This window comes from Agrococcus lahaulensis DSM 17612 (genome assembly GCF_000425105.1).
Classification (GTDB): domain Bacteria; phylum Actinomycetota; class Actinomycetes; order Actinomycetales; family Microbacteriaceae; genus Agrococcus; species Agrococcus lahaulensis.
Map to the genome: position 1 here is coordinate 163,927 of NZ_KE384304.1, position 21,305 is coordinate 185,231.

Sequence of the window (21,305 nt, forward strand, 5' to 3'; positions counted from 1 at the left end):
CCGCCCGCGACGCGTCAGCGGAAGATGATCGTGCGCTGCCCGTCGAGCAGCACGCGGTCCTCGGCGAACCACTGCACGGCGCGCGAGAGCGTGCGCGACTCGACGTCCTGGCCGATCGCGACGAGCTGCGCGGGGCTCTGCGTGTGGTCGACGCGCTCGACGTTCTGCTCGATGATCGGGCCCTCGTCGAGATCGCTCGTGACGAAGTGCGCGGTCGCCCCGATGAGCTTCACGCCGCGCGCGTGCGCCTGCCGGTAGGGGTTCGCACCCTTGAAGCCGGGCAGGAAGGAGTGGTGGATGTTGATGAGCCGGCCCTCGAGCGCCTCGCACAGCTCGGGGGAGAGGATCTGCATGTAGCGGGCGAGCACGACGAGCTCGACGCCCTCCCGCTCGACGACCTCGAGCATCCGTCGCTCGAACGCGGCCTTCGAGTCGGCGTCGACGACCGGCGCGTGCTCGAAGGGCACGCCGTAGAACGCGGCGAGGCCCGCGAGGTCGGGGTGGTTCGACATCACGAGCGGGATGTCGACCGAGAGCTGCCCGGCGCGCTGGCGGAAGAGCATGTCGTTGAGGCAGTGGGCGGCCTTCGACACGAGCACGAGCGTCTTGAGCGGCCGGGCGACGTCGTCGAGCTGCCACTGCATGCCGTAGCGCTCGACGACCGGCGCGAGCTGCACCTCGAAGTCGCCGCGCTCGGCCTCGGCCTCGACCTGCAGGCGCATGAAGAAGCGGTCGGTGTCGGCGGAGGAGAACTGCTGCGACTCGGTGATGTTGCCGCCGCACGCCACGATCGCGCCGGTGATGGCGTGGACGATGCCGGGCCGGTCGTCGCAGACGATCGAGAGGATCCAGTGGTTGGCGCTCATCCGCTCGATCCTACGAGCGATCGCACCTCACTCCGGCCGCGACCCCTCCGGCCACTCCGGCTCGGGCAGCGCGTCGGCGACGAGGTCGAGGAGCGCGTCGACGTCGGCGGGGCGGTAGCGCGCGCCGCTCAGCGCGATCGTCGAGGGGAGCGAGACGGCACCCGCGATCACCTCGGCGAGCGCGGCCTCGCCGCCCGCGGACTCGGGGTCGGCGGCGAAGGCGAGCACGCGTGCGCGCCACGCGTCGACCGCCGGAGCGGGGTAGCCGGGCTGCCACGCGCTCGCGAAGTGCAGGGGCAGGGCGGTGATCGCCTCGGAGGTCAGCACAGGGCAAGCGTAGGGGCGCTACGCGCCCGCGGGACCCCGGAGTGCCGCGGCCTCGAGCGATCGCAGCGCCGTCTCGGCGCGATCGAGGAAGTCGTCGACCTCGAGCTGCGCGTAGCCCTCGCGGAACGTCGTGACCGCGAAGCGCTGGGCCGGGATGTCCTCGGCGAGCACCTCGATGCCGTCGCCGGCGCCCTCGGCGTAGGCCCGCAGCGTGCGCGCGACGCGGTCGAGGAAGCCGTCGACCGCGTCCATGTCGTAGCCCGGGCCGAAGCGGGTGGTCGCGAACGCGGCGGCGATGACGTCATCGGCGGTGAGCACGGGCCGATGCTATCGGCGGCATAGGCTTGCCGGTCGTGAGCGAGCAGTCGACGACCCAGGCGGGGAAGGCAGCGGACCGCTTCCCGACCGCCGCGCTCGCGGTGCTCGCGCTCGCCGTCTTCACGAACATCTCCGTCGAGATGCTGCCGATGGGCCTGCTGCTGCCGATGAGCCGCGAGCTCGGCGTCAGCGAGGGCGCCATCGGGCTGCTCGTGACCATCTTCGCCTTCACCGTCGTCGCGTCGTCGACGACGCTCGTCCGCCTGACCCGACGCATCCCCCGTCATCTGCTCGTCATCTCGGTGCTCGTGGTGTTCGGCCTCAGCTGCTTCGGCTCGGCGCTCGCGCCTGACTACGCGTGGTCGGTCGCCTTCCGCGTCATCGGCGGCATCGCGCATGGGGTCTTCTGGACGGTCGTCGGCGCCTACGCCGCCTACCTCGTCAAGCCGCACCAGCTCGCGCGCGCCGTCGCGATCACCTCGGCGGGCGGCTCGTTCGCGTACGTGCTCGGGCTGCCGCTCGCGACGCTGCTCGGCCAGCTCATCGGGTGGCGCTGGTCGTTCGCGCTGTTCGGCGCCGTGTGCCTCGCGGTCGCGGTCGCGGTGTGGCGGCTGCTGCCGCCCGTCGACCACCTGCGCGATCGCGCGACGACCTCGACCGGATCGATCGCGCTGCCCGACCCCGGGCCTGGCAAGAGCGTGCGCGGCGTCGCGCTCGCGATCCTCTCGACGACCGTCGTCATGCTCGGCCACTACGCGCTCTACACCTACGTCTCGCCGTTCCTCGTCGATCACGCGGGCGTGCCCGAGTCGTGGCTCTCGGGCGCGCTGTTCGGCTACGGCGTCGTCGGCATCGCGGCGGTGCTCGCGATCGCGCTGTGGCTCGGCAAGCGGCCGACGGCCGCGACGCTCGCGATGCTCGTCGCCGGCATCGCCGCGATGCTCGCGCTCGGGCTCTCGCAGCACGTCGTGCTCACGGTCGCGGCGGTGATGCTGTGGGCGTTCTCGCTCGGCGCGCTCCCGGCGCTGCTGCAGACCCGGCAGCTGCAGGCGACCCCCGAGCGGCTGCTGCAGCAGGCGACCGCCTGGTACACGACCGGCTTCAACGTCGGCATCGGCGCGGGAGCGCTGCTCGGTGCCTTCGTGCTCGACGCGATCGGCGTCGGCGCGCTGCCGTGGGCGCTGCTCGTCGGGCTCTCGATCGCGCTCGTGCTCGTCTCGAGCGACGTGGCGCTGCACCGGCGCGACCTCGCGCGGCTCGGCTGACGCCCGGTTCAGAGCCCGGCGGGCACGGCGGCCGCGAGGGCCGAGCGCACGGCCGCGATCGCGGGGTTGCCCTCGGAGGCGGCGCGGGCGGCGGTGAAGACCTCGCGGCGCGGGGCGCCCGGGAGCTCGACGATCCGGAAGCCGACCTCGGTGCCGACCCACGTGAGGTCGTTCACGACGCCCACCGCGTGCCCGGTCTCGATGAGCCGCATCTGCGCCTGGAGGTCGGCGGTCGCGAACCGCACGTCGGGCTCGAAGCCCGCGACCCGGCACTGCTGCTCGGCGAAGTGCCGGGAGGCGGCGCCGACGGGCTCCATGACCCACGCGTGCCCGGCGGCATCCGCGAGCCGCTCGATGCGGGACTCGGGCGGCACGGCGAGCCGCAGCGCGTCGGTCGTGAGCAGCTGCCGATCGAGGCCCGCGTGCTGCGGCGCGGCGTGCCCCGGGTACTGCTCGGCGACGACGAGGTCGAAGTCGCCGACGAAGGTGTCGTAGAGCGCCGTCTCGGGCTCGCGCTGCACCATCTCGACCCGCACCTCCGGCGCCTCATCGGCGAGGATCCGCAGCATGCCGGGCACGAGCCCGAGCGCCGCCGACTGGAACACGGCGATGCGGACGGTGCCCACCGGGCGGCCGAGCGATGCCGCGACGGCGCGCTCCGCGGCCTCGAGGCCCGTGAGGATGCCCTCGGCGTGCTGGGCGAGGAGCTCGCCCTGCGGGGTGAGCGCGAGCCGCCTGCCCTGCTTGCGCGTGAGCGGCACGCCGACCTCGCGCTCGAGCGCGGAGAGCTGCTGCGAGACGGCGCTCGGCGCGTAGGCGAGCGCGGTCGCGACGGCCGCGATCGTGCCGCGCAGCCGCAGCTCGCGCAGCAGTCGCAAGCGGCGGACGTCGAGCATGGGGCCTCCAGCAACCATCGTTGATCGCGACGGATATCCGTCGTGAACCGTCACTGTACGCGACGGGTGCGCGAGCGCATACTGGCCGCGGCGTGCCATCGCACGCAGACGACGACGCGAGCCGCACGATGGCAGAGGGAGGGCAGCCGCATGGGCGCAGCAGCCACCGACACGACAGCGATCACGAGCGCCGAGACGACCGCCGAGCGGCACGACGCGGTCGGGCCGAGCACGGGCCTCGACGCCGCCGAGCTCGAGCGCATGCGCGCGCTCGCTCCCGCGATCGTCGCGCAGGTGCGCTCCTGGCTCGAGGAGGCCGAGCGCATCCCCGCCGACGCGAGCGCCGAGCAGCTCGCGGGCGTGCTCCGCGACCCGAAGGGCCTCGACTTCGCCGTGCGCTTCGTCGACGGCGTCGTGCGCCCCGAGGACGTGCACGTCGCTGCGCAGACGCTGCGCGAGATCGGCGGCATGGCGCCCGGCTTCCTGCCCTGGCCCATGCGCCAGGCGCTGAGGCTCGGCGGCGGCGTCGCGCCGCTCGCCCCGCACGTCGTCGTGCCGATCGCGCGGCGCGTGCTGCGCGAGATGGTCGGCCACCTCATCATCGACGCGACCGACGCCCGCCTCGGGAAGGCGATCGAGCGCATCCGCGCCACGGGCGCTCGCCTGAACGTCAACCTCCTCGGCGAGGCCGTGCTCGGCGACCGCGAGGCGAAGCGCCGCCTCGAGGGCACGCTCGCGCTCATCGAGCGCCCCGACGTCGACTACGTCTCGATCAAGGTCTCGGCGACGACCGCGCCGCACCAGCCGTGGGCGTTCCAGGAGGCCGTCGAGCACGTCATCGAGCGGCTGCTGCCGCTCTACCGCCGCGCGGCCGCGACCGGCACCTTCATCAACCTCGACATGGAGGAGTACAAGGACCTCGAGATGACCATGGCGGTCTTCACGCGGATCCTCGAGACCCCCGGCCTCGAGCAGTACCGCGGCGGCATCGTGCTGCAGGCCTACCTCCCCGACGCGCTGCCGGCGATGCAGCGCCTGCAGGCGTGGGCCGCCGAGCGCGTCGCTGCGGGCGGCGCGCCGGTGAAGGTGCGCCTCGTGAAGGGCGCGAACCTGCCCATGGAGCGCGTCGAGGCCTCGCTGCACGGCTGGCCGCTCGCGACCTGGCACACGAAGCAGGACAGCGACACCCACTACAAGCGCGTGCTCTCGTGGGCGCTCACGCCCTCGCGCATCGCGAACGTCGAGCTGGGCGTCGCGGGCCACAACCTCTTCGACGTCGCCTTCGCGTGGCTGCTCTCGAAGGAGCGCGGCATCGAGCGCGGCCTCGACTTCGAGATGCTGCTCGGCATGGCGCAGGGCCAGGCGGAGGTCGTGCGCCGCGACGTCGGCGGGCTCCTCCTCTACACGCCCGTCGTGCACCCGAGCGAGTTCGACGTCGCGATCGCCTACCTCATCCGCCGCCTCGAGGAGGGGGCGAGCCGCGAGAACTTCATGTCGGCGGTGTTCGAGCTCGCGAGCGACGAGGCGCTCTTCGAGCGCGAGCGCGACCGCTTCCTCGCCTCGCTCGACGCGCTCGCGGCGCCGGCGCCGTCGACGCACCGGACGCAGGACCGCACGGCGGTGACGACGGCGGATGCGGTCGACGCCCCCGAGCGCGGGTTCCGGAACGCTCCCGACTCCGACCCGTCGCTGCCGGCGAACCAGGCGTGGGCCGCGGGCATCCGCGAGCGCGCGAAGACCTCGCAGCTCGGCGTCGACCTCGTGGAGGCGGCGACGCTGCGCGATGCGGCCGAGCTCGAAGCGACGATCGAGGCCGCGATCGAGGCGAACGCCGCGTGGCGCTCGCTCTCGGGGGACGAGCGCGCCGCGATCCTGCACCGCGCGGGCCGCGAGCTCGAGGCGCGCCGCGCCGAGCTCATGGAGGTCGCGGCCGCCGAGGCGGGCAAGACCCTCGACCAGTCCGACCCCGAGGTCTCGGAGGCGATCGACTTCGCGCACTACTACGCCGAGCGCGCGCGCGACCTCGACCGCGTCGACGGCGCCGTCGCGGTGCCGTCGCGGCTCATCGCGGTCACCCCGCCGTGGAACTTCCCGATCGCCATCCCCGCGGGCTCGACGCTCGCGGCCCTCGCCTCCGGCGCATCCGTCATCGTCAAGCCCGCGCGCGCGACCGCCCGCACGGGCGCCGTGATGCTCGACGCGCTGTGGGCGGCGGGCGTCCCGCGCGAGGTGCTGCACTTCGTGCAGTTCGCCGACCGCAGCCTCGGCGACCGGCTCATCGCCGATGAGCGCGTCGACCGCGTGATCCTCACGGGCGGGTTCGAGACCGCCCAGGCCTTCCGACGCATCCGCTCCGACCTCGACCTGCTCGCCGAGACGAGCGGCAAGAACGCGATCATCGTGACGCCCTCGGCCGACTTCGACCTCGCGGCGAAGGACATCGTCGCGAGCGCGTTCGGCCACGCGGGCCAGAAGTGCTCGGCGGCGTCGCTCGCGATCCTCGTCGGGCAGGCGGGCCGCTCGAAGCGCCTGCACAGCCAGATCGTCGACGGCGTGCGCTCGCTCGACGTCGGCTACCCGTGGGACGCCGACAGCCAGATGGGGCCGATCATCGCGCCGGCGGAGGGCAAGCTGCTCGAGGGGCTCACGACGCTCGGGGAGGGAGAGTCGTGGATCGTCGAGCCGAAGCAGCTCGACGAGAGCGGCAAGCTGTGGAGCCCGGGCCTGCGCGCCGGCGTGCAGCGGGGGAGCGAGTACCACCGCACCGAGTACTTCGGGCCGATCCTCGGCATCATGCGCGTCGAGACGCTCGAGGAGGCGATCGAGCTCGTCAACGACGTCGACTACGGGCTCACCTCGGGCATCCACTCGCTCGACCCCGACGAGATCGGGCTGTGGCTCGAGACCGTGCAGGCGGGCAACCTCTACGTCAATCGCGGCATCACCGGCGCGATCGTGCAGCGCCAGCCCTTCGGCGGCTGGAAGCGCTCGGTCGTCGGCCCGACGACGAAGGCGGGCGGCCCGAGCTACCTCTTCCCGCTCGTCGACTGGCGCACGGCCGAGGCGCGCGAGACCGCCCCGATCGAGCTGCCCGCGGTGCAGGCGATCGTCGACGCCGTCGAGTCGCTCGTGAAGGCGACGGATGCGTCGGTGACGGCCGCCGAGGCGGCGGCGCTCGCGCGCGCGGCCGGCTCCGACCAGCACGTGTGGGCCACCGAGCTCGGGGTCGCGAAGGACGTGCAGGGGCTCTCGGCCGAGCGCGACATCCTGCGGCACCTGCCGATGCCGGGCGTGACGATCCGGCTCGCGGAGGGCGGCCGCGTCGCGCAGCTCGCGCGCTCGGTCGTCGCGGCGCTCCGCGCGGGTGCCGAGGTGCGGGTCTCGACCGCGATCGAGTCGGCGCCCGCGGTGCGGGCGGCGCTCGCGGCGGCGGGCGTGCCGGTGACGGTCGAGGACGACGCGGCGTTCCGCCGCTCGGCGCAGCGGCTCGAGCAGGGCCGCATCCGCTACCTCGCTGCCGACGACGCGGTGGCCGCCGGCGTGCGGTCGCTCGCCGAGGCGGTCGAGGGCCGCCCCGACCTCGCGATCGTGTCGCACCCCGTGACGGAGGCGGGCCGCGTCGAGCTGCTGCCCTTCCTGCGCGAGCAGGCGATCGCGATCACGGCGCACCGCTTCGGCACGCCGAACCACCTCACCGACCACTTGATCTAGGGCGCGCCGGTCAGCGGCGAGTGCGGCCTCGCGCGCCGCTGACCGGCGACCCAGACCCCACATCGGCAGCGAGACCCGAGATCTCGGGTCCGCTGCCGATCTCGGGTCCGCAGCGACTCCACTCGACCCGCTTTCGGCGACTCGACCCGGTCTCGGCGACTCGACCGGTTCCCGCGGCGACTCGACCGGTTCTCGCCCACTCGATCCGTTGCAGCAGGTCCTGTCGACGAGAAGCGGTCGAGTCGCGCGAGGGCTTCGCGGCTGTGGCGAGCAGCCCCGTCAGAGCACGAGGTGCTGGCGGCCGTCGAGCAACTCGCGGGCCGCGTCGAGGTGGCCCGCGTGCGTCGCTGCGTCGAGGATCACGTGCAGCAGCACCGCCTCGAGGTCGGCGAACCGCTCCGCCTGCCAGTCGGGCTCGCGGTGCCGCGGCGCAGCATCGAGCGGCAGCGCCGCGAGGATTCCGTCGGAGCGCGCGATCGCGTCGCGGTACTCGTCGAGCACGGCATCCGTCGACTCGTGCGGCTCGACGCGCCAGTCGGCGGGCCTCCCCTCGTCGAGCTCGGGCCGATCGATGGGCCAGTAGTCGAGCGGCTCGCCGGCCATGACGGTGTGGATCCAGTAGCGCTCGCCGCCGAGCGTGAGGTGGCGCACGAGCCCGATCGGCGACCAGCCCGACGGCAGCACCGCCGCCCGCAGCTGGGCGTCGGTCAGCCCGTCGACCGCGGCGAGCACGTGCCGCCGCTGTGCGTCGAGCGCGCCGAGCAGCAGCGAGCGGGAGCGGTCGCCGTCGTCCATGCGCCGATCCAAGCACGCCCGAGTGTCCGCCAGCGCGCATCCGCCAGCGCGCATCCGCCGTTGCGCATCCGCCGTTGCGCATCCGCCCGCGCGACTGGCGCCGTCGCCGCGAACCGTTACGGACCCCATCTCGGCAGCCGGACCCGTGATCCCGGGTCCCGCTGCCGGGACGGGGTCCGCGGAGCGCTCGAGCGCAGCCGGCCGGCTCAGCCTGCGGCCCAGCCCCCGTCGTTCGGGATGATCGCGCCGTTGACGTTCGAAGCGGCATCGGACGCGAGGAACGCGGCGAGGTTCGCCTGCTCGATCGGCTCGGCGTTGCGGAGCGCGCCCTGGTGGATCGGCCCGAGCGCGGCGAGGCCATCGTGGTCGATGCCGCGCTGCACGTCCTCGGTCATGACGTTGGTCGCGACGCCGCCCGGGCAGATCGCGTTCGCGCGGATGCCCTGCTTGCCGTACATGTAGGCGGTGTTGCGCGTGAGGCCGACGAGCCCGTGCTTCGAGGCCGTGTAGGCGGCGCCCGCCGCCGCCCCGCGGATGCCCGCGGCGCTCGAGACGTTGACGATCGAGCCATAGTTCTGCGGCAGCATGACCCGCAGCGCCGCGCGCGTCAGGTAGAACGGCGCGTTGAGGTTGACGCGCATGATGCGGTCCCACAGCGCGTCCTCGACGTTCGCGGCGCCCGCGAAGTGGTCCATGATGCCCGCGTTGTTGACCAGCACGTCGAGCCGCCCGTAGCGCTCCACTGCCGCTGCGACGACCGAGTCGGCGACGGCGACGTCGCCGATGTCGCCGATCAAGGCGGATGCGGTGCCCCCGGCCCCCTCGATGCTCGCGACGGTCTCGTCGGCGGTCTGGGCGATGTCGCTCACCACGACCTTCGCGCCGAGCTCGGCGAACAGCTGGGCGGTGGCGCGGCCGATGCCGCTGCCGCCGCCGGTGATGACGGCGACCTTGCCGGTCAGGTCGATGACGCTCATGCAGTGCTCCTTCTTCGTCGAACGGGTCGAGCGCCAGCATCCGGCCGCGAGCACTGCCTTGTCAATGAACTTCCCTCAGCCCACGCATCCGTCGTCGCCATCCGCGCGCGGGTACGATGGGAGCGGCCGTGACTGGCGCAATGGTGGAGCACCACCGGGGAGCGGCCGAGCAGCCGCCGCGCGCCTGGGCATCCGAACCAGCGAAGCGCGCCAGCGCCCCAGCGAAGGAGCAACCGTGACCGACCGCCTGCCCTCCACGTTCAACTCGCCGCTCACGGAGGTCGATCCCGAGATCGCCGCGGTGCTGCAGCTCGAGCTCGACCGCCAGCGCGACTACCTCGAGATGATCGCGAGCGAGAACTTCGTGCCCGTCGCGGTGCTCGAGGCGGCAGGCAGCGTGCTCACGAACAAGTACGCCGAGGGCTACCCGGGACGCCGCTACTACGGCGGCTGCGAGCACGTCGACGTCGCCGAGTCGCTGGCGATCGAGCGCGCGAAGGCGCTCTTCGGGGCCGAGTACGCGAACGTGCAGCCCCACTCGGGCGCGACCGCGAACGCGGCCGTGCTGCACGCGATCGCCCGCCCCGGCGACACGATCCTCGGCCTCTCGCTCGACCACGGCGGCCACCTCACGCACGGCATGAAGATCAACTTCTCGGGCCGCCTCTACGACATCGTCGCCTACGGCGTCGACGAGGCCACGAGCCGCGTCGACATGGAGGAGGTGCGCCGCCTCGCGCAGGAGCACAAGCCCAAGGTCATCATCGCCGGCTGGTCGGCCTACCCGCGCCAGCTCGACTTCGCCGCCTTCCGCGAGATCGCCGACGAGGTCGGCGCGCTCCTGTGGGTCGACATGGCGCACTTCGCGGGCCTCGTCGCCGCTGGCCTCCACCCGAACCCGGTGCCGCACGCGCACGTCGTCTCCTCGACCGTGCACAAGACGATCGGCGGCCCCCGCTCGGGCTTCATCCTCACGAACGAGGCCGACATCGCGAAGAAGCTCAACTCCGCGGTCTTCCCCGGCCAGCAGGGCGGCCCGCTCATGCACGTCATCGCGGCGAAGGCGACCGCCTTCAAGCTCGCCGGCTCCGAGGCGTTCAAGGAGCGCCAGGAGCGCACCCTCCGCGGCGCGCGCATCCTCGCCGACCGCCTCATGCAGGACGACGTGCGGAATGCGGGCATCACCGTGCGCTCGGACGGCACCGACGTGCACCTCGTGCTCGTCGACCTCCGCGACGCGGCCATCGACGGCAAGCAGGCGGAGGACCTCCTCCACGAGATCCGCATCACGGTCAACCGCAACGCGGTGCCGAACGACCCGCGCCCGCCGATGGTGACGTCGGGGCTCCGCATCGGCACGCCGGCGCTCGCGACCCGCGGCTTCGGCGACGAGGAGTTCACCGAGGTCGCCGACATCATCGCGCTCGCGCTGCTGCCGGGGGCAGACCTGGATGCGCTGCGCGCGCGGGTGGCGAAGCTCGCCGACGCGTTCCCGCTCTACCCGGGCGTCGGTCCCTCCGGGCAGCCCGAGGCGGTGCACGAGCTCGGCTCGAGCGTCGACCGATGACCGCGCAGCTCCTCGACGGCAACCGCACCGCATCCGCGATCAAGGACGAGCTGCGGGAGCGCGTCGACGCGCTGCGCGGCAAGGGCGTCACGCCGGGGCTCGGCACGCTGCTCGTCGGCGACGACCCGGGCAGCCAGTCGTACGTCAAGGGCAAGCACCGCGACTGCGCCGAGGTCGGCATCGAGTCGATCCGCGTCGACCTGCCCGCGAGCGCGTCGAGCGCCGACGTCGAGGCCGCGATCCGCGACCTCAACAGCGCGCGCGAGGTGACCGGCTACATCGTGCAGCTGCCGCTGCCCGCGGGGCACGACGAGCACGCGATGCTCGGGCTCATGGATCCGGCGAAGGATGCCGACGGCCTCCACCCCGAGAACCTCGGGCGGCTCGTGCTCGGCGTCGACGGCCCGATCGACTCGCCGATGCCGTGCACGCCCGCGGGCATCGTGCAGATGCTGCGACGGCACGACATCGAGATCGCGGGCGCGACGGTCGCGATCGTCGGCCGAGGCCTCACGGTCGGCCGGCCGCTCGGGCTGCTGCTCACGCGCAAGGGCATCGACGCGACCGTGACGCTGTGCCACTCGCGCACGCCGGATCTCGCGGCGCAGGTGCGGGAGGCCGACATCGTCGTCGCGGCGGTCGGCGTGCCGGGGCTCATCAAGGCCGACTGGGTCAAGCCCGGCGCGGCCGTGCTCGACGTCGGCATCACGCGCGGCCTCTCGGCCGAGACCGGCAAGGTCAAGCTGCTCGGCGATGTCGACCCCGGCGTTCGCGACGTCGCCGGCTGGATCTCGCCCGTGCCGGGCGGCGTCGGCCCGATGACGCGCGTCATGCTGCTCGACAACGTCGTGCAGATGGCGGAGAAGGCGGTGCGCTCCCGCTGACCCCCGCCCGTCGAGTAGGGCCGTAGGCCCCTCCCGTTCGTCGAGTGGCCCGCGGAGCGGGCGTATCGAGACGGGAGCGACCTGGTCTCGATACGCCCGACCTGCGGTCGGGCTACTCGACCAACGGGGTGGGGCGGGGACTGCTCGACCGACGGGGTGGGGCGGCGGCTGCTCGACCAACGGGAGGAAGGGGCCGCTCAGCGCGTGTACGCCGCCCGCAGCGCCGGGTAGTAGTCGTCCCACTCGGGCATCGGCCGCCCATCGAGGGCGGCGACGAGCCGGTCGAGGTACCACTCCCACCCCGGCCCGACCTCGGGCAGCGCCGCGAGCGCGACGTCGTGGTGCGTGAAGCGCACCGTCGTGCCCGAGCCCTGCTCGTGCCCGCCGTCGACGAGCTCGACCTCGAGGCTCCACGAGCCGTGCTCGTCGTTCGTGAGCACCGCGAGGTGCTCGGGCGCGGCGCAGTCGAGGATCTCGACCGCGATCGTGGCGTCGCCCTCCTCGGCGCTCATCGCGACGACGACCTCGCCCGAGTCGGGGTCGCCCGCGTAGGCGCCGAACCACATCCCGAGCTCGCGCGACTCCGCGAAGTAGGGCCAGACGGCGAGCGCGTCGTGCGCGACGCGGCGCTCGAGCACGAGCTCGCCCGACTCGCCGTGCTCGATCACGATGCCCGTCGCCTCGATCGCCATGCGGCTCCCTCCGGTCGGGCCGAGCCTACGCATCCGCCCCACCGCACGCCAGAGCCGCTACTGCCCGATCGCGTCGACGTACAGGCGGATGCGGTCCGAGTAGGTCGCGGCGTTCCTCGCGATCGCGCGCCGCTCGTCCTCCGTCGTCTCGCGCCGCACCTTGCCCGGCACGCCCGCGACGAGCGAGTTCGCGGGCACGACGGTGCCCTCGGTGACGAGCGCGCCCGCGGCGATGATCGTGCCGGAGCCGATGACCGCGCCGTTCATGACGGTCGCGTGCATGCCGATGAGCACGTCGTCCTCGACCGTGCAGCCGTGCACGACCGCGTTGTGGCCGATCGAGACGCGGGCGCCGATCGTGAGGGGCGAGCCCTTGTCGACGTGCAGCGAGCAGCTGTCCTGCACGTTCGAGTCGTCGCCGATCGTGACGGCCTCCTCCTCGGCGCGCAGCGACGCGCCGGGCCAGATGCCGACGCGCTCGCCGAGCGAGACGGCCCCGGCGATGACCGCGCCGGGCATCACGAGCGCGCTCGGCGGCACGTGCGGCTCGCGGTCGGGCAGCGGGATGATCGTGGCGCGCTCGTGGACGGTCATGGCGCCAGGCTACGCGGCTACCGTAGGGGCATGCGCACGTCGCCGAGGAGGGTCGAGTCCCTCGAGCCGCAGCAGGTGTTCGTCTTCGGCTCGAATGCCGAGGGGATGCACGGGGCCGGTGCCGCGCGCACGGCCATGGAGCGCTTCGGCGCCGTGTGGGGCGAGGGGCACGGGCTGCACGGTCAGTCGTACGCGATCGACACGATGAGCGGGCTCGGCGTGATCGAGCGCGAGGTCGCGACGTTCCTGGGCTTCGCCGCCGAGCATCCCGAGCTCGAGTTCCTCGTCACCGAGATCGGCTGCGGCATCGCCGGGTTCACGCCGGAGGAGATCGCGCCGCTCTTCCGCGGCGCGGGCGACAACGTGCTGCTGCCCGAGCGCTTCGCGGCACTGCTCGACCGGGGCGCCGACTAGCGTTGGAGCGGGCGCGCGGCGCCCGCGCCCCCGTAGCCCAACCGGCAGAGGCAGCGGACTTAAACTCCGCCCAGTCTGGGTTCGAACCCCAGCGGGGGCACGCTGCGGCGGTAGTCGCCGCTCTGGGTGCGCTCGACGAGCCCCTCCCGGGCGAACGCGTCGAGCCAGCCGCGCATCGGCCATTCGCCCCAGCGGCCGCGGAAGAGCGCGCCGTTGCGCAGGATCGCGTCGAGGTGGCGCCGCGGCGGGTCCTCGATCGGGTGGTGCTGGTGGAACGCGCGCGCGCCGCCGATCCACGCCATCGGGATGCCGAGCTCGCGCGCTCGCCACGCGAAGTCGGTGTCCTCGCCGCCGTAGCCGACGTAGCCCTCGTGGAAGCCGCCGATGCGGCGCCAGAGGTCCGCGTGCAGCGCGAACGACAGCGACCAGAAGAGGTCGTGCGAGCCGCCGAGCAGGGTCTCGCCGGGCGCGGGCGCGGGACGTGCCGGATGCGGGCGGTCGAGCGAGGGGAGCCGGTCGAGCTCGTAGCCCTCCGGCGGCGCGGGGTCGAGGTAGGTGACGGGGCCGGAGAGCAGGCTCTCGCGCGTCTCGGGCGCTGCCGCGGCGCGCGCGTACGCGCCGACGAGGCCGGGCGCCGGCAGGCAGTCGACGTCGAGCAGCACGAGCACGTCGGCGCCCGCGTCCAGCGCCGCTTCGACACCGAGGTTCCGAGCCCGCGCGAGCGGGAGGCCCCGCTCGTCGCCGCTCGTCTCGACGACGCGCACGTCGCCCCGCGCTCGCGCGGCGCTCGCGAGCGCCGGGTCGTCCATCGTGACGAGGATCCGCTCGTCGGGCCGCCGCTCCGAGCGCGCGAGCGCAGCCTCCTGCAGCGCCCAGTGGTCATGCCGGCCGTGGGCGATCGTGATGACGGCGACGCGTGTCATCGGGCGCCGCCCCGATCGCTCACCGCGGCGATGACCGCGGCGGCGCGCTCGGCGCCGCGGCCGTCGTTCCACGCCTGCCAGCCGCCGGCGTCGAGCGCGACCGCGCGCTCGAGCAGCGCGGACCACCCGGTCGTCGGCCACTCCGCCTGCACGAGCGCGGGCCAGCGCTCGTCGGCGAGCACCGCGGCCGTGCAGCGCTGCTCGTCGTGCGGCCGCTCCTGCGGGATGACGATCGCGGGGCGCCGCGCGGCGGCGACCTCGGCGATCGCGCTCTCGCCCGCGTGCGTGACGACGACGGTAGCGCCCAGCAGCGCCGACCACGGGTCGTCCGTCCACGATCCGTTCGCGCCGAGGTGGGTCCACTCCCAGCCGGGAGCGTCCTCGCGGGCGCGAGCGACCGCATCCGCCGTGAACGTGTCGCCGCCCGCGCCGCCGAGGACGACGACGCGCCGGCGGGCGTCAAGCGGCGCCGGCGCTCTCGGCGCGAACCGGGAGATCGCCCCGACCGCGTGCACGCGGCCCGCGAGCCCCGGCGCGCCGCCGAGCAGGCCCGCTTCCGGCGGCCACGCGCCGATGATCTCGGCGGCGATGGCGTAGCCGAGCTCGTGCGCCGGGTCACGGCGATCGCCGGGCATCGCGATCGTGACGACCGGCACGCCGTGCAGCCGCGCGAGGAGCGCGACCTCGACCGACACGTCGACGACGATCGCGTCGGGGCGGTGCTCGTCGATCCACTGCGCGATGCGCGCCATGCGGGCGCGCAGGCCCGAGTGGTCGAGCGGCACCCAGTGCAGGCGCCCGCGCGCCTCGGCGTCCACGACCGGCGCGTCGGCGTCGTCGGCGGGCAGCTGCACCCAGTCGCCGGGCCAGTCGGGTGGCGCGGGCAGGCTCGAGAGCCCGGTGAGGGGCCTCCCGAGCGCGGTGGCGATCGCGGTCGCGCGCGAGAGGTGGCCGCGCCCGTGGTGGTGCACGTAGTAGCCGATCACGCCGCTCGCCGCTCGCTCGCGAGGGACTCGTAGCAGCGCTCGTAGGCGTCGACCATCGCCTCGATCGAGCAGTGGGCGAGCGCGTGCGCGCGGGTCTGCTCCCTCGAGAGCCCGCTCGCCTTCCGCATCGCGCGCGCGAGCTCGGCGACGTCCTCCGACGCGCACAAGCGGCCGCTCTCGGCGGAGATCACCTCGGTCAGCCCGCCGCGCGCGAGCGCCGCGACCGGCGTGCCGGTCGCCATCGACTCAGCCGCGACGAGGCCGTACGGCTCGTCCCACGACGGCGTCACGACGGTCACGGATGCGTGGCCGACGGCCTCCGCGAGGGCGTCGGAGCCGAGGTGGCCTATGTAGCGGATGCGCGGGCCGAGCTGAGCGTCGAGGTGCGGGGCGACCTCCGCCTCGAAGTACGCCTCGTCGAGCACGGGCCCCGCGAGGTCGAGCGGCATGCCCGCGAGCTGCGCCGCGCGGATCGCGAGGTGCGGCGCCTTCTCGGGCACGAGCCGGCCGAACCAGATCGCGGGCCCGCCGCCCGGCCCCGGCCGCCACCGCGCGGTGTCGACGCCGTTGAGCACGACCGACGCGGGCACCGAGTGCTGCCACTGCCGCGCGGTGAAGCCGCTCACCGCGACGAACCGAGAGCGCTCGGAGGCATAGGGGAGCGCCGACTCGAGCCACGGCGTCGGCGGCGTGTGGAGCGTCGTGAGCATGGGCACCTCGATCGCGCTCGACATCGCGACCGGCAGGTGATGGAGCGAGTTGTTGTGGATGACGTCGAAGCGGTCGGCGCCGGTGGCCGCGAGCTCGAGGCACAGGGCGAGGTAGGCGTGGTGCTCCTGCATCCACTGCAGGGGCGGGGCGCCGACGTCTCGGCGGGCGCCGGGCGAGGGCTCGAAGCGCTCGGCGACGAGCGTCTGGGCGCCGAGAGCGGGGTCGGATCCCTCGCCGGCGAAGAGCGTCACGGAGTGCCCGCGCTCGATGAGCGCGCGGGTGAGCGCGTGCGTGTGGGCCTCGAGCCCGCCCACGAACGGCTCGGCGACCGGGAAGCGGCTCGAGGCGATGAGGCAGATGCGCAGCCCGCTCACCGCACGAGCTCTTCGTAGAGCTGCGCGTGCGCGCGGGCGACCGCGTCGCGCTCGGCGATGCGGTCCTCGATGCTCGCCGGCGCGGGCGAGCCGGCGGCGTAGGCCGCGAGCGCGGCGGCGCGGAGCGAGTCGGGATCGAAGTCGTCGTCGCGGTTGCGGTACTCGAAGACGGGGCCCTGCTCGCGGTAGTAGCCGCAATCCGGCGCGATGACGGCCGTGCCGAGGTCGCGGCACGCCTCGAGCCAGCCCGAGTGCGTGCCGAAGCGGTAGGGCAGCACCGACACGTCGAGCGACGAGAGGTACGCCCACAGCGCGGCGTCGTCGAGGAAGTCGTGCACGTGCAGCTCGAGCAGCCCCGCTGCCGCCTGCTGCTCGAGGAGTTCGGCGAGCGGTCGGTCGTACCGCTCGCCCGGGCGCAGCACGTCGGTGTGCCCGTTGACCTGCAGCACCGCGCCGGGCAGCTCCCGCACGATCTCGCTCAACGCGCGCACCACCGGCAGCGGGTTCATGCTCGCGCGCAGGCTCTTGACGTGCACCGCGACGCGGAACGGGTCGCCGTCCGAGCGCGGTCGGCGAGCGGATGCCTTGCGCATCGTCTCCAGGTCGACGACGTGCGGGTGCGGCAGCACTCGCGCCTCGACACCCCAGCGGCGACGGATCTCTTCTGCCGCGCCGGGCGTGAGGGTCACGAGGGCATCGGCGGCCGGCACGAGCACGTCGAGCTGTGCGTCGTGCGCGTCGCGGCTCTCGTGGTGCGGGTTGCGGAGGTCGTGCACGGTGTAGACGAGCGGGCGACCGGTCTCGCGCAGCGCCTGCACGAGCTGCTCGAGCTGCGCCGGCGTGCGCGCGTCGAAGCCGAACTGCAGGTGCATGACGTCGAAGCCCGGATTCGCGCGGACCCACGCCGGCTCGAGCATCGTCGGCGGCCACCACTTGGCGCCGGCGGGTCTCGCGGGATCGTCGGGGTCGGGGTCCTCGAGCCGCGTGATGCGCGGCACGTCGTCCGCGTCGTGCACGGGCGCGAGGTGCTGCACGTACACGTGCGACGCCGGCACGGACGCGACGCGGATGGTGCGGCGGTCCTCGCGCAGCGCGCTCGCGGCCGCAGCGGTCGACGGCGAGCCCGTCAACGCTCTCGGCTCCGCGTTCCTGCCGACGGCACCGCTGTCATCCCGAGCTCCCGCATGCACAGCATCCTGGGCGGTCATCCCTGGAGAAGTGCTCACAGACCTGAGCATCGCTCGCCACAACGTGGCCCCAGAACGTTGCTCCTCCCAGAGAAGTGAAGTAGAACCGCTTCTCAGGGGGACCATCCCAGTCCTGCGATCGACCCCCGGACGGAAGGGGATCGATGTCGACCATCGCCGACGCCGGCACCGGCAAGCGCAAGGCGCGCGCCACCAAGCCGCTCAAGCAGAAGATGGGGTCGCTCCGCCGCAAGGAGGCGGTCGCGGGCTACCTGTTCATCTCGCCCTGGATCATCGGCTTCCTGATCTTCACGCTCGGCGCGATGGTCTACAGCCTCGTCATCTCGTTCAGCTACTACCAGCTCGCGACCGACACGGCGCGGCCGGCGGGCTTCGCGAACTACGAGCGGCTCTTCGAGGACCCGAAGGTCATGGGCTCGCTCGGCAACACGCTCTTCTACGCCGTGCTCGCCGTGCCCTTCGAGATCGTGCTCGCGCTCGGCCTCGCGATGCTGCTCAACAGCGTCCGGCGGGGCGCGGGCTTCTTCCGCACCGTCTTCTACCTGCCGAAGATGACGCCGACGGTCGCCACCGCATCCATGTTCCTGCTGCTCCTCAACGGCAACCAGGGCGCGATCAACCGCGGGCTCGCGGCCATCGGCATCCAGGGGCCGCAGTGGCTGCTCGACCCCGACTGGGTGAAGCCGTCGATCGTGCTCATGACGCTGTGGGGCGTCGCCGGCACGATGGTGATCTTCCTCGCCGCGCTGCAGAACGTGCCGACGGAGCTCTACGAGGTCGCCGAGGTCGACGGCGCCGGGCCGTTCCGGCGCTTCTGGAACATCACCCTGCCGATGATCTCGGGCGCCGTGTTCTTCAACGTGCTCGTGCTCACGATCGCCGCCTTCCAGGTCTTCGACCAGGCCTTCCTGCTCTTCCACCGAGATCAGGTGCAGGGGTCGTCGGATGCGTCGCTCTTCTACGCGATCTACCTGTTCCAGCAGGCGTTCCGGCAGTTCGACTTCGGCTTCGCCTCGGCGATGGCGTGGCTGCTGTTCGTCATCATCGTCGCGATCTCGCTCATCCAGGTGAAGGTCGGCAACCGATTCGTCTACTACGAGAGCGAGCGCTGAGATGGCTACGCAGACGTCGATCAAGACCGTCCAGGCGGCCGGCGCGATCGCCGAGGTGCCGCCCGAGGACGTGCAGGTGCGCCGGCGCAGGAAGTGGTTCGGGGATGCGCGGGGCCAGTCGCTCACGCCCATGGGCTGGGTCGGCCAGATCGTGCGCTGGGTGCTGCTGCTGCTGTTCGCGGCGCTGTTCATGTACCCGCTCGCGTGGCTGCTCGCCGCGAGCCTCAAGCCGCGCGGCGAGGTCTTCGACAACCGGCTCATCCCCAACACCTTCGTGCCCGAGAACTACCTCGTCGCGTTCGACGAGATGCCGCTCGCGAACTGGATCGGCAACAGCATCTTCATCGCCGTGCTCGCGGCGGTGCTCGTCGCCGTGTCGAGCTCGCTCGTCGCCTTCGGCTTCGCCTACTACCGCTTCCCGGGTCGCGGGATCCTCTTCGGGATCGTGCTCGCGACGATGATGCTGCCGGGCGCGGTGACGCTCGTGCCGCAGTACCTCATCTGGAACCAGCTCGGCTTCGTCGGCACGCACGTGCCGCTGTGGGGCGCGAACCTCTTCGGCTCGGCGTTCTACATCTTCCTGCAGCGGCAGTTCTTCCTCGGCCTGCCGCGGGAGCTGTTCGAGGCCGCGAAGCTCGACGGGCTGAGCGCGTGGGGCCAGTTCTGGCGCATCGCGATGCCGCTGTCGGTGCCGTCGTTCGTCATCATCCTGCTGTTCGAGTTCCAGGCGAGCTGGAACAACCTGCAGGCCGCGCTCATCTACCTCAACACCGGGTCGCAGGAGGGGTACACCGTGCCGCTCGGCATCGCGAGCGCGATGACGAAGTACAGCCCGACGGCCGGCGGCCAGGGCGACTACCAGTACGTCATGGTGGCCGCGGTGCTCGTCACGATCCCGATGCTCATCCTGTTCGCCTTCGGGCAGCGCTCCTTCATCACCGGCATCGCGACGACCGGGCGCAAGGGCTGAGCAGAGCCGGCTCGCGCTGCTCGCGCGAGGCCGACCCGACCCGGCCTGCCGAGCGTGGTACCGCATGGTCGCTCGCGCGGTCCACGGGCGACACTTCCGTACCACCCAGCGTGCGAGGTGGCACCGGATGGTCGGTCGCGCGGCCGGCGGGCGACACTTCGGTACCACCCAGCGCGCGCGTCGATGACGTGTCGGCGCCGTCTCGCGCCGCGCCTCGTCGCTCGGCTCGAGCACGCGAGAGGGGCGCCCGACCGTCAGGTCGCGCGCCCCTCTCGCGGTGCGAGCGACCTACTGGCCGCCGACCACCTGGTCGTGCGCGCGCATCGCGGCCTCCTGCGCCTGCGCGAGCGCCTCCTCAGGGCTCGACTCGCCGAGGAGCGCCGAGGTCACGGCGTTCTGCAGCTCCGACTGGATCTGCTGGCCCGCGGGCGAGGCGCCGAACGACTCGCCATCCTCGGCCACCTCGTAGTAGGTCGAGATGACGTCGTCGAAGCCGGCGAAGCCCGCCGCGTCGGCGAACTGCTCACGCAGGTCCTGATCGACGTCGGGCGAGCCCGTGAAAAGGCCGGTGTTGATGCCCTGGCGCTCCGGGTTCGACGCGGTCGTCTCCGCGCGCGCCTCGCCGGCGGCCTGCCATGCCTCGGGGGAGGTGAGCTCGAGCGCCCACGCGCAACCGGCCGAGGGGTTCTGCGCGTTCGCCGGGATGACGAACGCCTGGCCGGAGGCGGCGGTGATCGGCTCGCCGTCCTGCGCCATCATCGGCACCGCGGCGATCTCGATCTCGCCCGCGTAGGGCGTCAGCACGTTGGGGTACCACTGGTCCCAGATCGCGGCGCCGACCGTGTCGTTCACGAAGGTGTTGCCGTCGCCGAAGACGTCGAAGGAGTCGACGAAGCTCTTGACGTTCGCGTAGCCGCCCTGCGCGTCGTAGAGCTCCTGCAGGAACTCGACCGCCTCGACGTTCTCGGGGCGGTCGAGGCTCGGCCGGCCCTCGTCGTCGACGATGCCGCCCCCGAAGCTCATCATCCACAGCGCCGCCTTCGAGACGCCCTGCGGGTCGAAGCCGATGCGGGTGGGGTTGGTGCCCTCGAGCACCGTCATCCGCTCGGCAGCGGCGAGCAGCGCGTCGGGGTTCGAGGGGTCGATCTCCTCCTCGGTGACACCCGCGTCGTTCAGCACGCGCATGTTCAGCAGCACGGCCGGCGGCTGGTAGAACTGCGGCACGCCCCAGACCTGGTCGTCCCACTCGACGTCGTCGACGACCTGCTCGTACCAGCGGTCGTCGGGCTCGACGCCGTGCGCCTCGAAGCACGCGTCGAGCGGCATGATGAGGCCCTGCGCCGCGTAGGTCGCGACGAAGTTGCGGTCCATCTGCACGACGTCGGGCACCTGGCCCGAGGCCGCGAGGGTCGTGAACTTCTGCGCGTCGAACGACGTCGCATCGATCTCGATCGTCGTGTCGGAGGCGCCGAGCACCTCCTCGGCGTGATCGAGCCGCGACTGGCCGACGTCGTCGGCGTTCTCGAAGCCCCACGCGCTCACCGTGCCGGAGTACTCGGTCGAGAACTCCGCGGCCGCGGCGTCACTGCCGCCTCCGCCGCCGCACGCCGTCAGTGCCAGCGTCGCCGCGAGCGCCGCAGCACCCGCACCCAACCTTCTGCTCGTCATCCTCATGCCTTTCGACCGATCCCCGCGAAGGGGGCGGTCCGGCACCC

General features: G+C 73.0%; 20 protein-coding genes, 1 tRNA gene and 1 riboswitch. Of the genes, 8 read left to right on the forward strand and 13 right to left on the reverse strand.

Annotated elements, in window-relative coordinates; all coding sequences use genetic code 11:
- Positions 1-14: 14 nt before the first annotated feature.
- Genes purU through H508_RS16305 form a run of 3 tightly spaced genes read right to left on the reverse strand, consistent with a single transcriptional unit; the run spans position 15 to position 1,511 of the window.
- Positions 15-866: a formyltetrahydrofolate deformylase gene (purU, locus tag H508_RS0112380; protein ID WP_035255006.1), complete on the reverse strand. Its 852-nt coding sequence runs from the start codon at positions 864-866 to the stop codon at positions 15-17.
- A gap of 27 nt (positions 867-893) precedes the next feature.
- Positions 894-1,193: a hypothetical protein gene (locus H508_RS0112385; protein WP_026374281.1), complete on the reverse strand. Its 300-nt coding sequence runs from the start codon at positions 1,191-1,193 to the stop codon at positions 894-896.
- 18 nt (positions 1,194-1,211) lie between these two features.
- Positions 1,212-1,511, reverse strand: coding sequence for a DivIVA domain-containing protein (locus H508_RS16305; RefSeq protein ID WP_051223419.1), 300 nt, complete (start codon positions 1,509-1,511; stop codon positions 1,212-1,214).
- Positions 1,512-1,546: 35 nt separating this feature from the next.
- Here H508_RS16305 and H508_RS16310 point away from each other — a divergent pair, with 35 nt between their 5' ends.
- Positions 1,547-2,776, forward strand: a complete 1,230-nt coding sequence (locus tag H508_RS16310) for an MFS transporter (RefSeq protein ID WP_035255008.1) — start codon at positions 1,547-1,549, stop codon at positions 2,774-2,776.
- 8 nt (positions 2,777-2,784) lie between these two features.
- Here H508_RS16310 and H508_RS0112400 read toward each other — a convergent pair whose 3' ends face one another.
- On the reverse strand, positions 2,785-3,672 hold the full coding sequence (locus tag H508_RS0112400; protein WP_026374282.1) for a LysR substrate-binding domain-containing protein: 888 nt from the start codon (positions 3,670-3,672) through the stop codon (positions 2,785-2,787).
- A gap of 150 nt (positions 3,673-3,822) precedes the next feature.
- Here H508_RS0112400 and H508_RS0112405 point away from each other — a divergent pair, with 150 nt between their 5' ends.
- Complete coding sequence (locus H508_RS0112405; RefSeq protein ID WP_026374283.1) at positions 3,823-7,383, forward strand: bifunctional proline dehydrogenase/L-glutamate gamma-semialdehyde dehydrogenase; 3,561 nt, start codon at positions 3,823-3,825, stop codon at positions 7,381-7,383.
- Positions 7,384-7,662: 279 nt separating this feature from the next.
- On the opposite strand, the gene H508_RS0112410 is transcribed toward H508_RS0112405, so the two are convergent.
- Together H508_RS0112410 and H508_RS0112415 are read right to left on the reverse strand one after the other, a co-directional pair.
- Complete coding sequence (locus H508_RS0112410) at positions 7,663-8,178, reverse strand: DinB family protein (RefSeq protein ID WP_026374284.1); 516 nt, start codon at positions 8,176-8,178, stop codon at positions 7,663-7,665.
- A gap of 206 nt (positions 8,179-8,384) precedes the next feature.
- Positions 8,385-9,155 (reverse strand): SDR family NAD(P)-dependent oxidoreductase, encoded by a 771-nt coding sequence (locus H508_RS0112415; RefSeq protein WP_026374285.1) that lies wholly within the window; start codon positions 9,153-9,155, stop codon positions 8,385-8,387.
- A 118-nt stretch (positions 9,156-9,273) separates the two neighbouring features.
- Positions 9,274-9,352, forward strand: a riboswitch (ZMP/ZTP riboswitch).
- A 38-nt stretch (positions 9,353-9,390) separates the two neighbouring features.
- Between H508_RS0112415 and glyA the strand changes: the two genes are divergently transcribed.
- Together glyA and H508_RS0112425 are read left to right on the forward strand one after the other, a co-directional pair.
- Entirely contained in the window at positions 9,391-10,722 is a 1,332-nt protein-coding gene (gene glyA / locus H508_RS0112420) for a serine hydroxymethyltransferase (RefSeq protein ID WP_026374286.1), read from the forward strand.
- Complete coding sequence (locus tag H508_RS0112425) at positions 10,719-11,606, forward strand: bifunctional methylenetetrahydrofolate dehydrogenase/methenyltetrahydrofolate cyclohydrolase (protein ID WP_026374287.1); 888 nt, start codon at positions 10,719-10,721, stop codon at positions 11,604-11,606. Before glyA ends, H508_RS0112425 begins: the two co-directional genes overlap by 4 nt.
- Before the next feature lie 197 nt (positions 11,607-11,803).
- Here the strand turns inward: H508_RS0112425 and H508_RS16315 are convergent, their stop codons facing one another.
- Together H508_RS16315 and H508_RS0112435 are read right to left on the reverse strand one after the other, a co-directional pair.
- On the reverse strand, positions 11,804-12,298 hold the full coding sequence (locus H508_RS16315) for an SRPBCC domain-containing protein (protein ID WP_035255011.1): 495 nt from the start codon (positions 12,296-12,298) through the stop codon (positions 11,804-11,806).
- Positions 12,299-12,355: 57 nt separating this feature from the next.
- Complete coding sequence (locus tag H508_RS0112435; protein WP_026374288.1) at positions 12,356-12,892, reverse strand: gamma carbonic anhydrase family protein; 537 nt, start codon at positions 12,890-12,892, stop codon at positions 12,356-12,358.
- A gap of 30 nt (positions 12,893-12,922) precedes the next feature.
- On the opposite strand from H508_RS0112435, the gene H508_RS0112440 reads away from it, so the two are divergent.
- Both H508_RS0112440 and H508_RS0112445 read left to right on the forward strand, forming a co-directional pair.
- The gene (locus tag H508_RS0112440; RefSeq protein ID WP_026374289.1) at positions 12,923-13,306 is read left to right on the forward strand and encodes an A1S_2505 family phage non-structural protein; all 384 of its coding nucleotides are present in this window, start codon (positions 12,923-12,925) and stop codon (positions 13,304-13,306) included.
- A gap of 26 nt (positions 13,307-13,332) precedes the next feature.
- A tRNA-Leu gene (locus H508_RS0112445) sits at positions 13,333-13,406 on the forward strand.
- Here H508_RS0112445 and H508_RS17960 read toward each other — a convergent pair.
- Genes H508_RS17960 through H508_RS0112460 form a run of 4 tightly spaced genes read right to left on the reverse strand, consistent with a single transcriptional unit; the run spans position 13,366 to position 17,430 of the window.
- Positions 13,366-14,229, reverse strand: coding sequence for a galactosyltransferase-related protein (locus H508_RS17960; protein WP_051223459.1), 864 nt, complete (start codon positions 14,227-14,229; stop codon positions 13,366-13,368). The genes H508_RS0112445 and H508_RS17960 overlap by 41 nt on opposite strands.
- Positions 14,226-15,215: a glycosyltransferase gene (locus tag H508_RS0112450; RefSeq protein WP_026374290.1), complete on the reverse strand. Its 990-nt coding sequence runs from the start codon at positions 15,213-15,215 to the stop codon at positions 14,226-14,228. Before H508_RS0112450 ends, H508_RS17960 begins: the two co-directional genes overlap by 4 nt.
- A complete protein-coding gene (locus H508_RS0112455; RefSeq protein ID WP_026374291.1) occupies positions 15,212-16,300 on the reverse strand; it encodes a glycosyltransferase family 4 protein in 1,089 nt (362 codons plus the stop codon). The genes H508_RS0112450 and H508_RS0112455 overlap by 4 nt, the downstream gene beginning before the upstream one ends.
- Positions 16,297-17,430 (reverse strand): glycosyltransferase family protein, encoded by a 1,134-nt coding sequence (locus H508_RS0112460; RefSeq protein ID WP_245569527.1) that lies wholly within the window; start codon positions 17,428-17,430, stop codon positions 16,297-16,299. The genes H508_RS0112455 and H508_RS0112460 overlap by 4 nt, the downstream gene beginning before the upstream one ends.
- 290 nt (positions 17,431-17,720) lie before the next feature.
- Between H508_RS0112460 and H508_RS0112465 the strand changes: the two genes are divergently transcribed.
- On the forward strand, positions 17,721-18,620 hold the full coding sequence (locus tag H508_RS0112465) for a carbohydrate ABC transporter permease (RefSeq protein ID WP_425393467.1): 900 nt from the start codon (positions 17,721-17,723) through the stop codon (positions 18,618-18,620).
- A gap of 1 nt (position 18,621) precedes the next feature.
- Positions 18,622-19,590: a carbohydrate ABC transporter permease gene (locus tag H508_RS0112470; RefSeq protein ID WP_051223422.1), complete on the forward strand. Its 969-nt coding sequence runs from the start codon at positions 18,622-18,624 to the stop codon at positions 19,588-19,590.
- 288 nt (positions 19,591-19,878) lie between these two features.
- Here the strand turns inward: H508_RS0112470 and H508_RS0112475 are convergent, their stop codons facing one another.
- A complete protein-coding gene (locus H508_RS0112475) occupies positions 19,879-21,258 on the reverse strand; it encodes an ABC transporter substrate-binding protein (RefSeq protein ID WP_026374295.1) in 1,380 nt (459 codons plus the stop codon).
- Positions 21,259-21,305 lie beyond the last annotated feature (47 nt).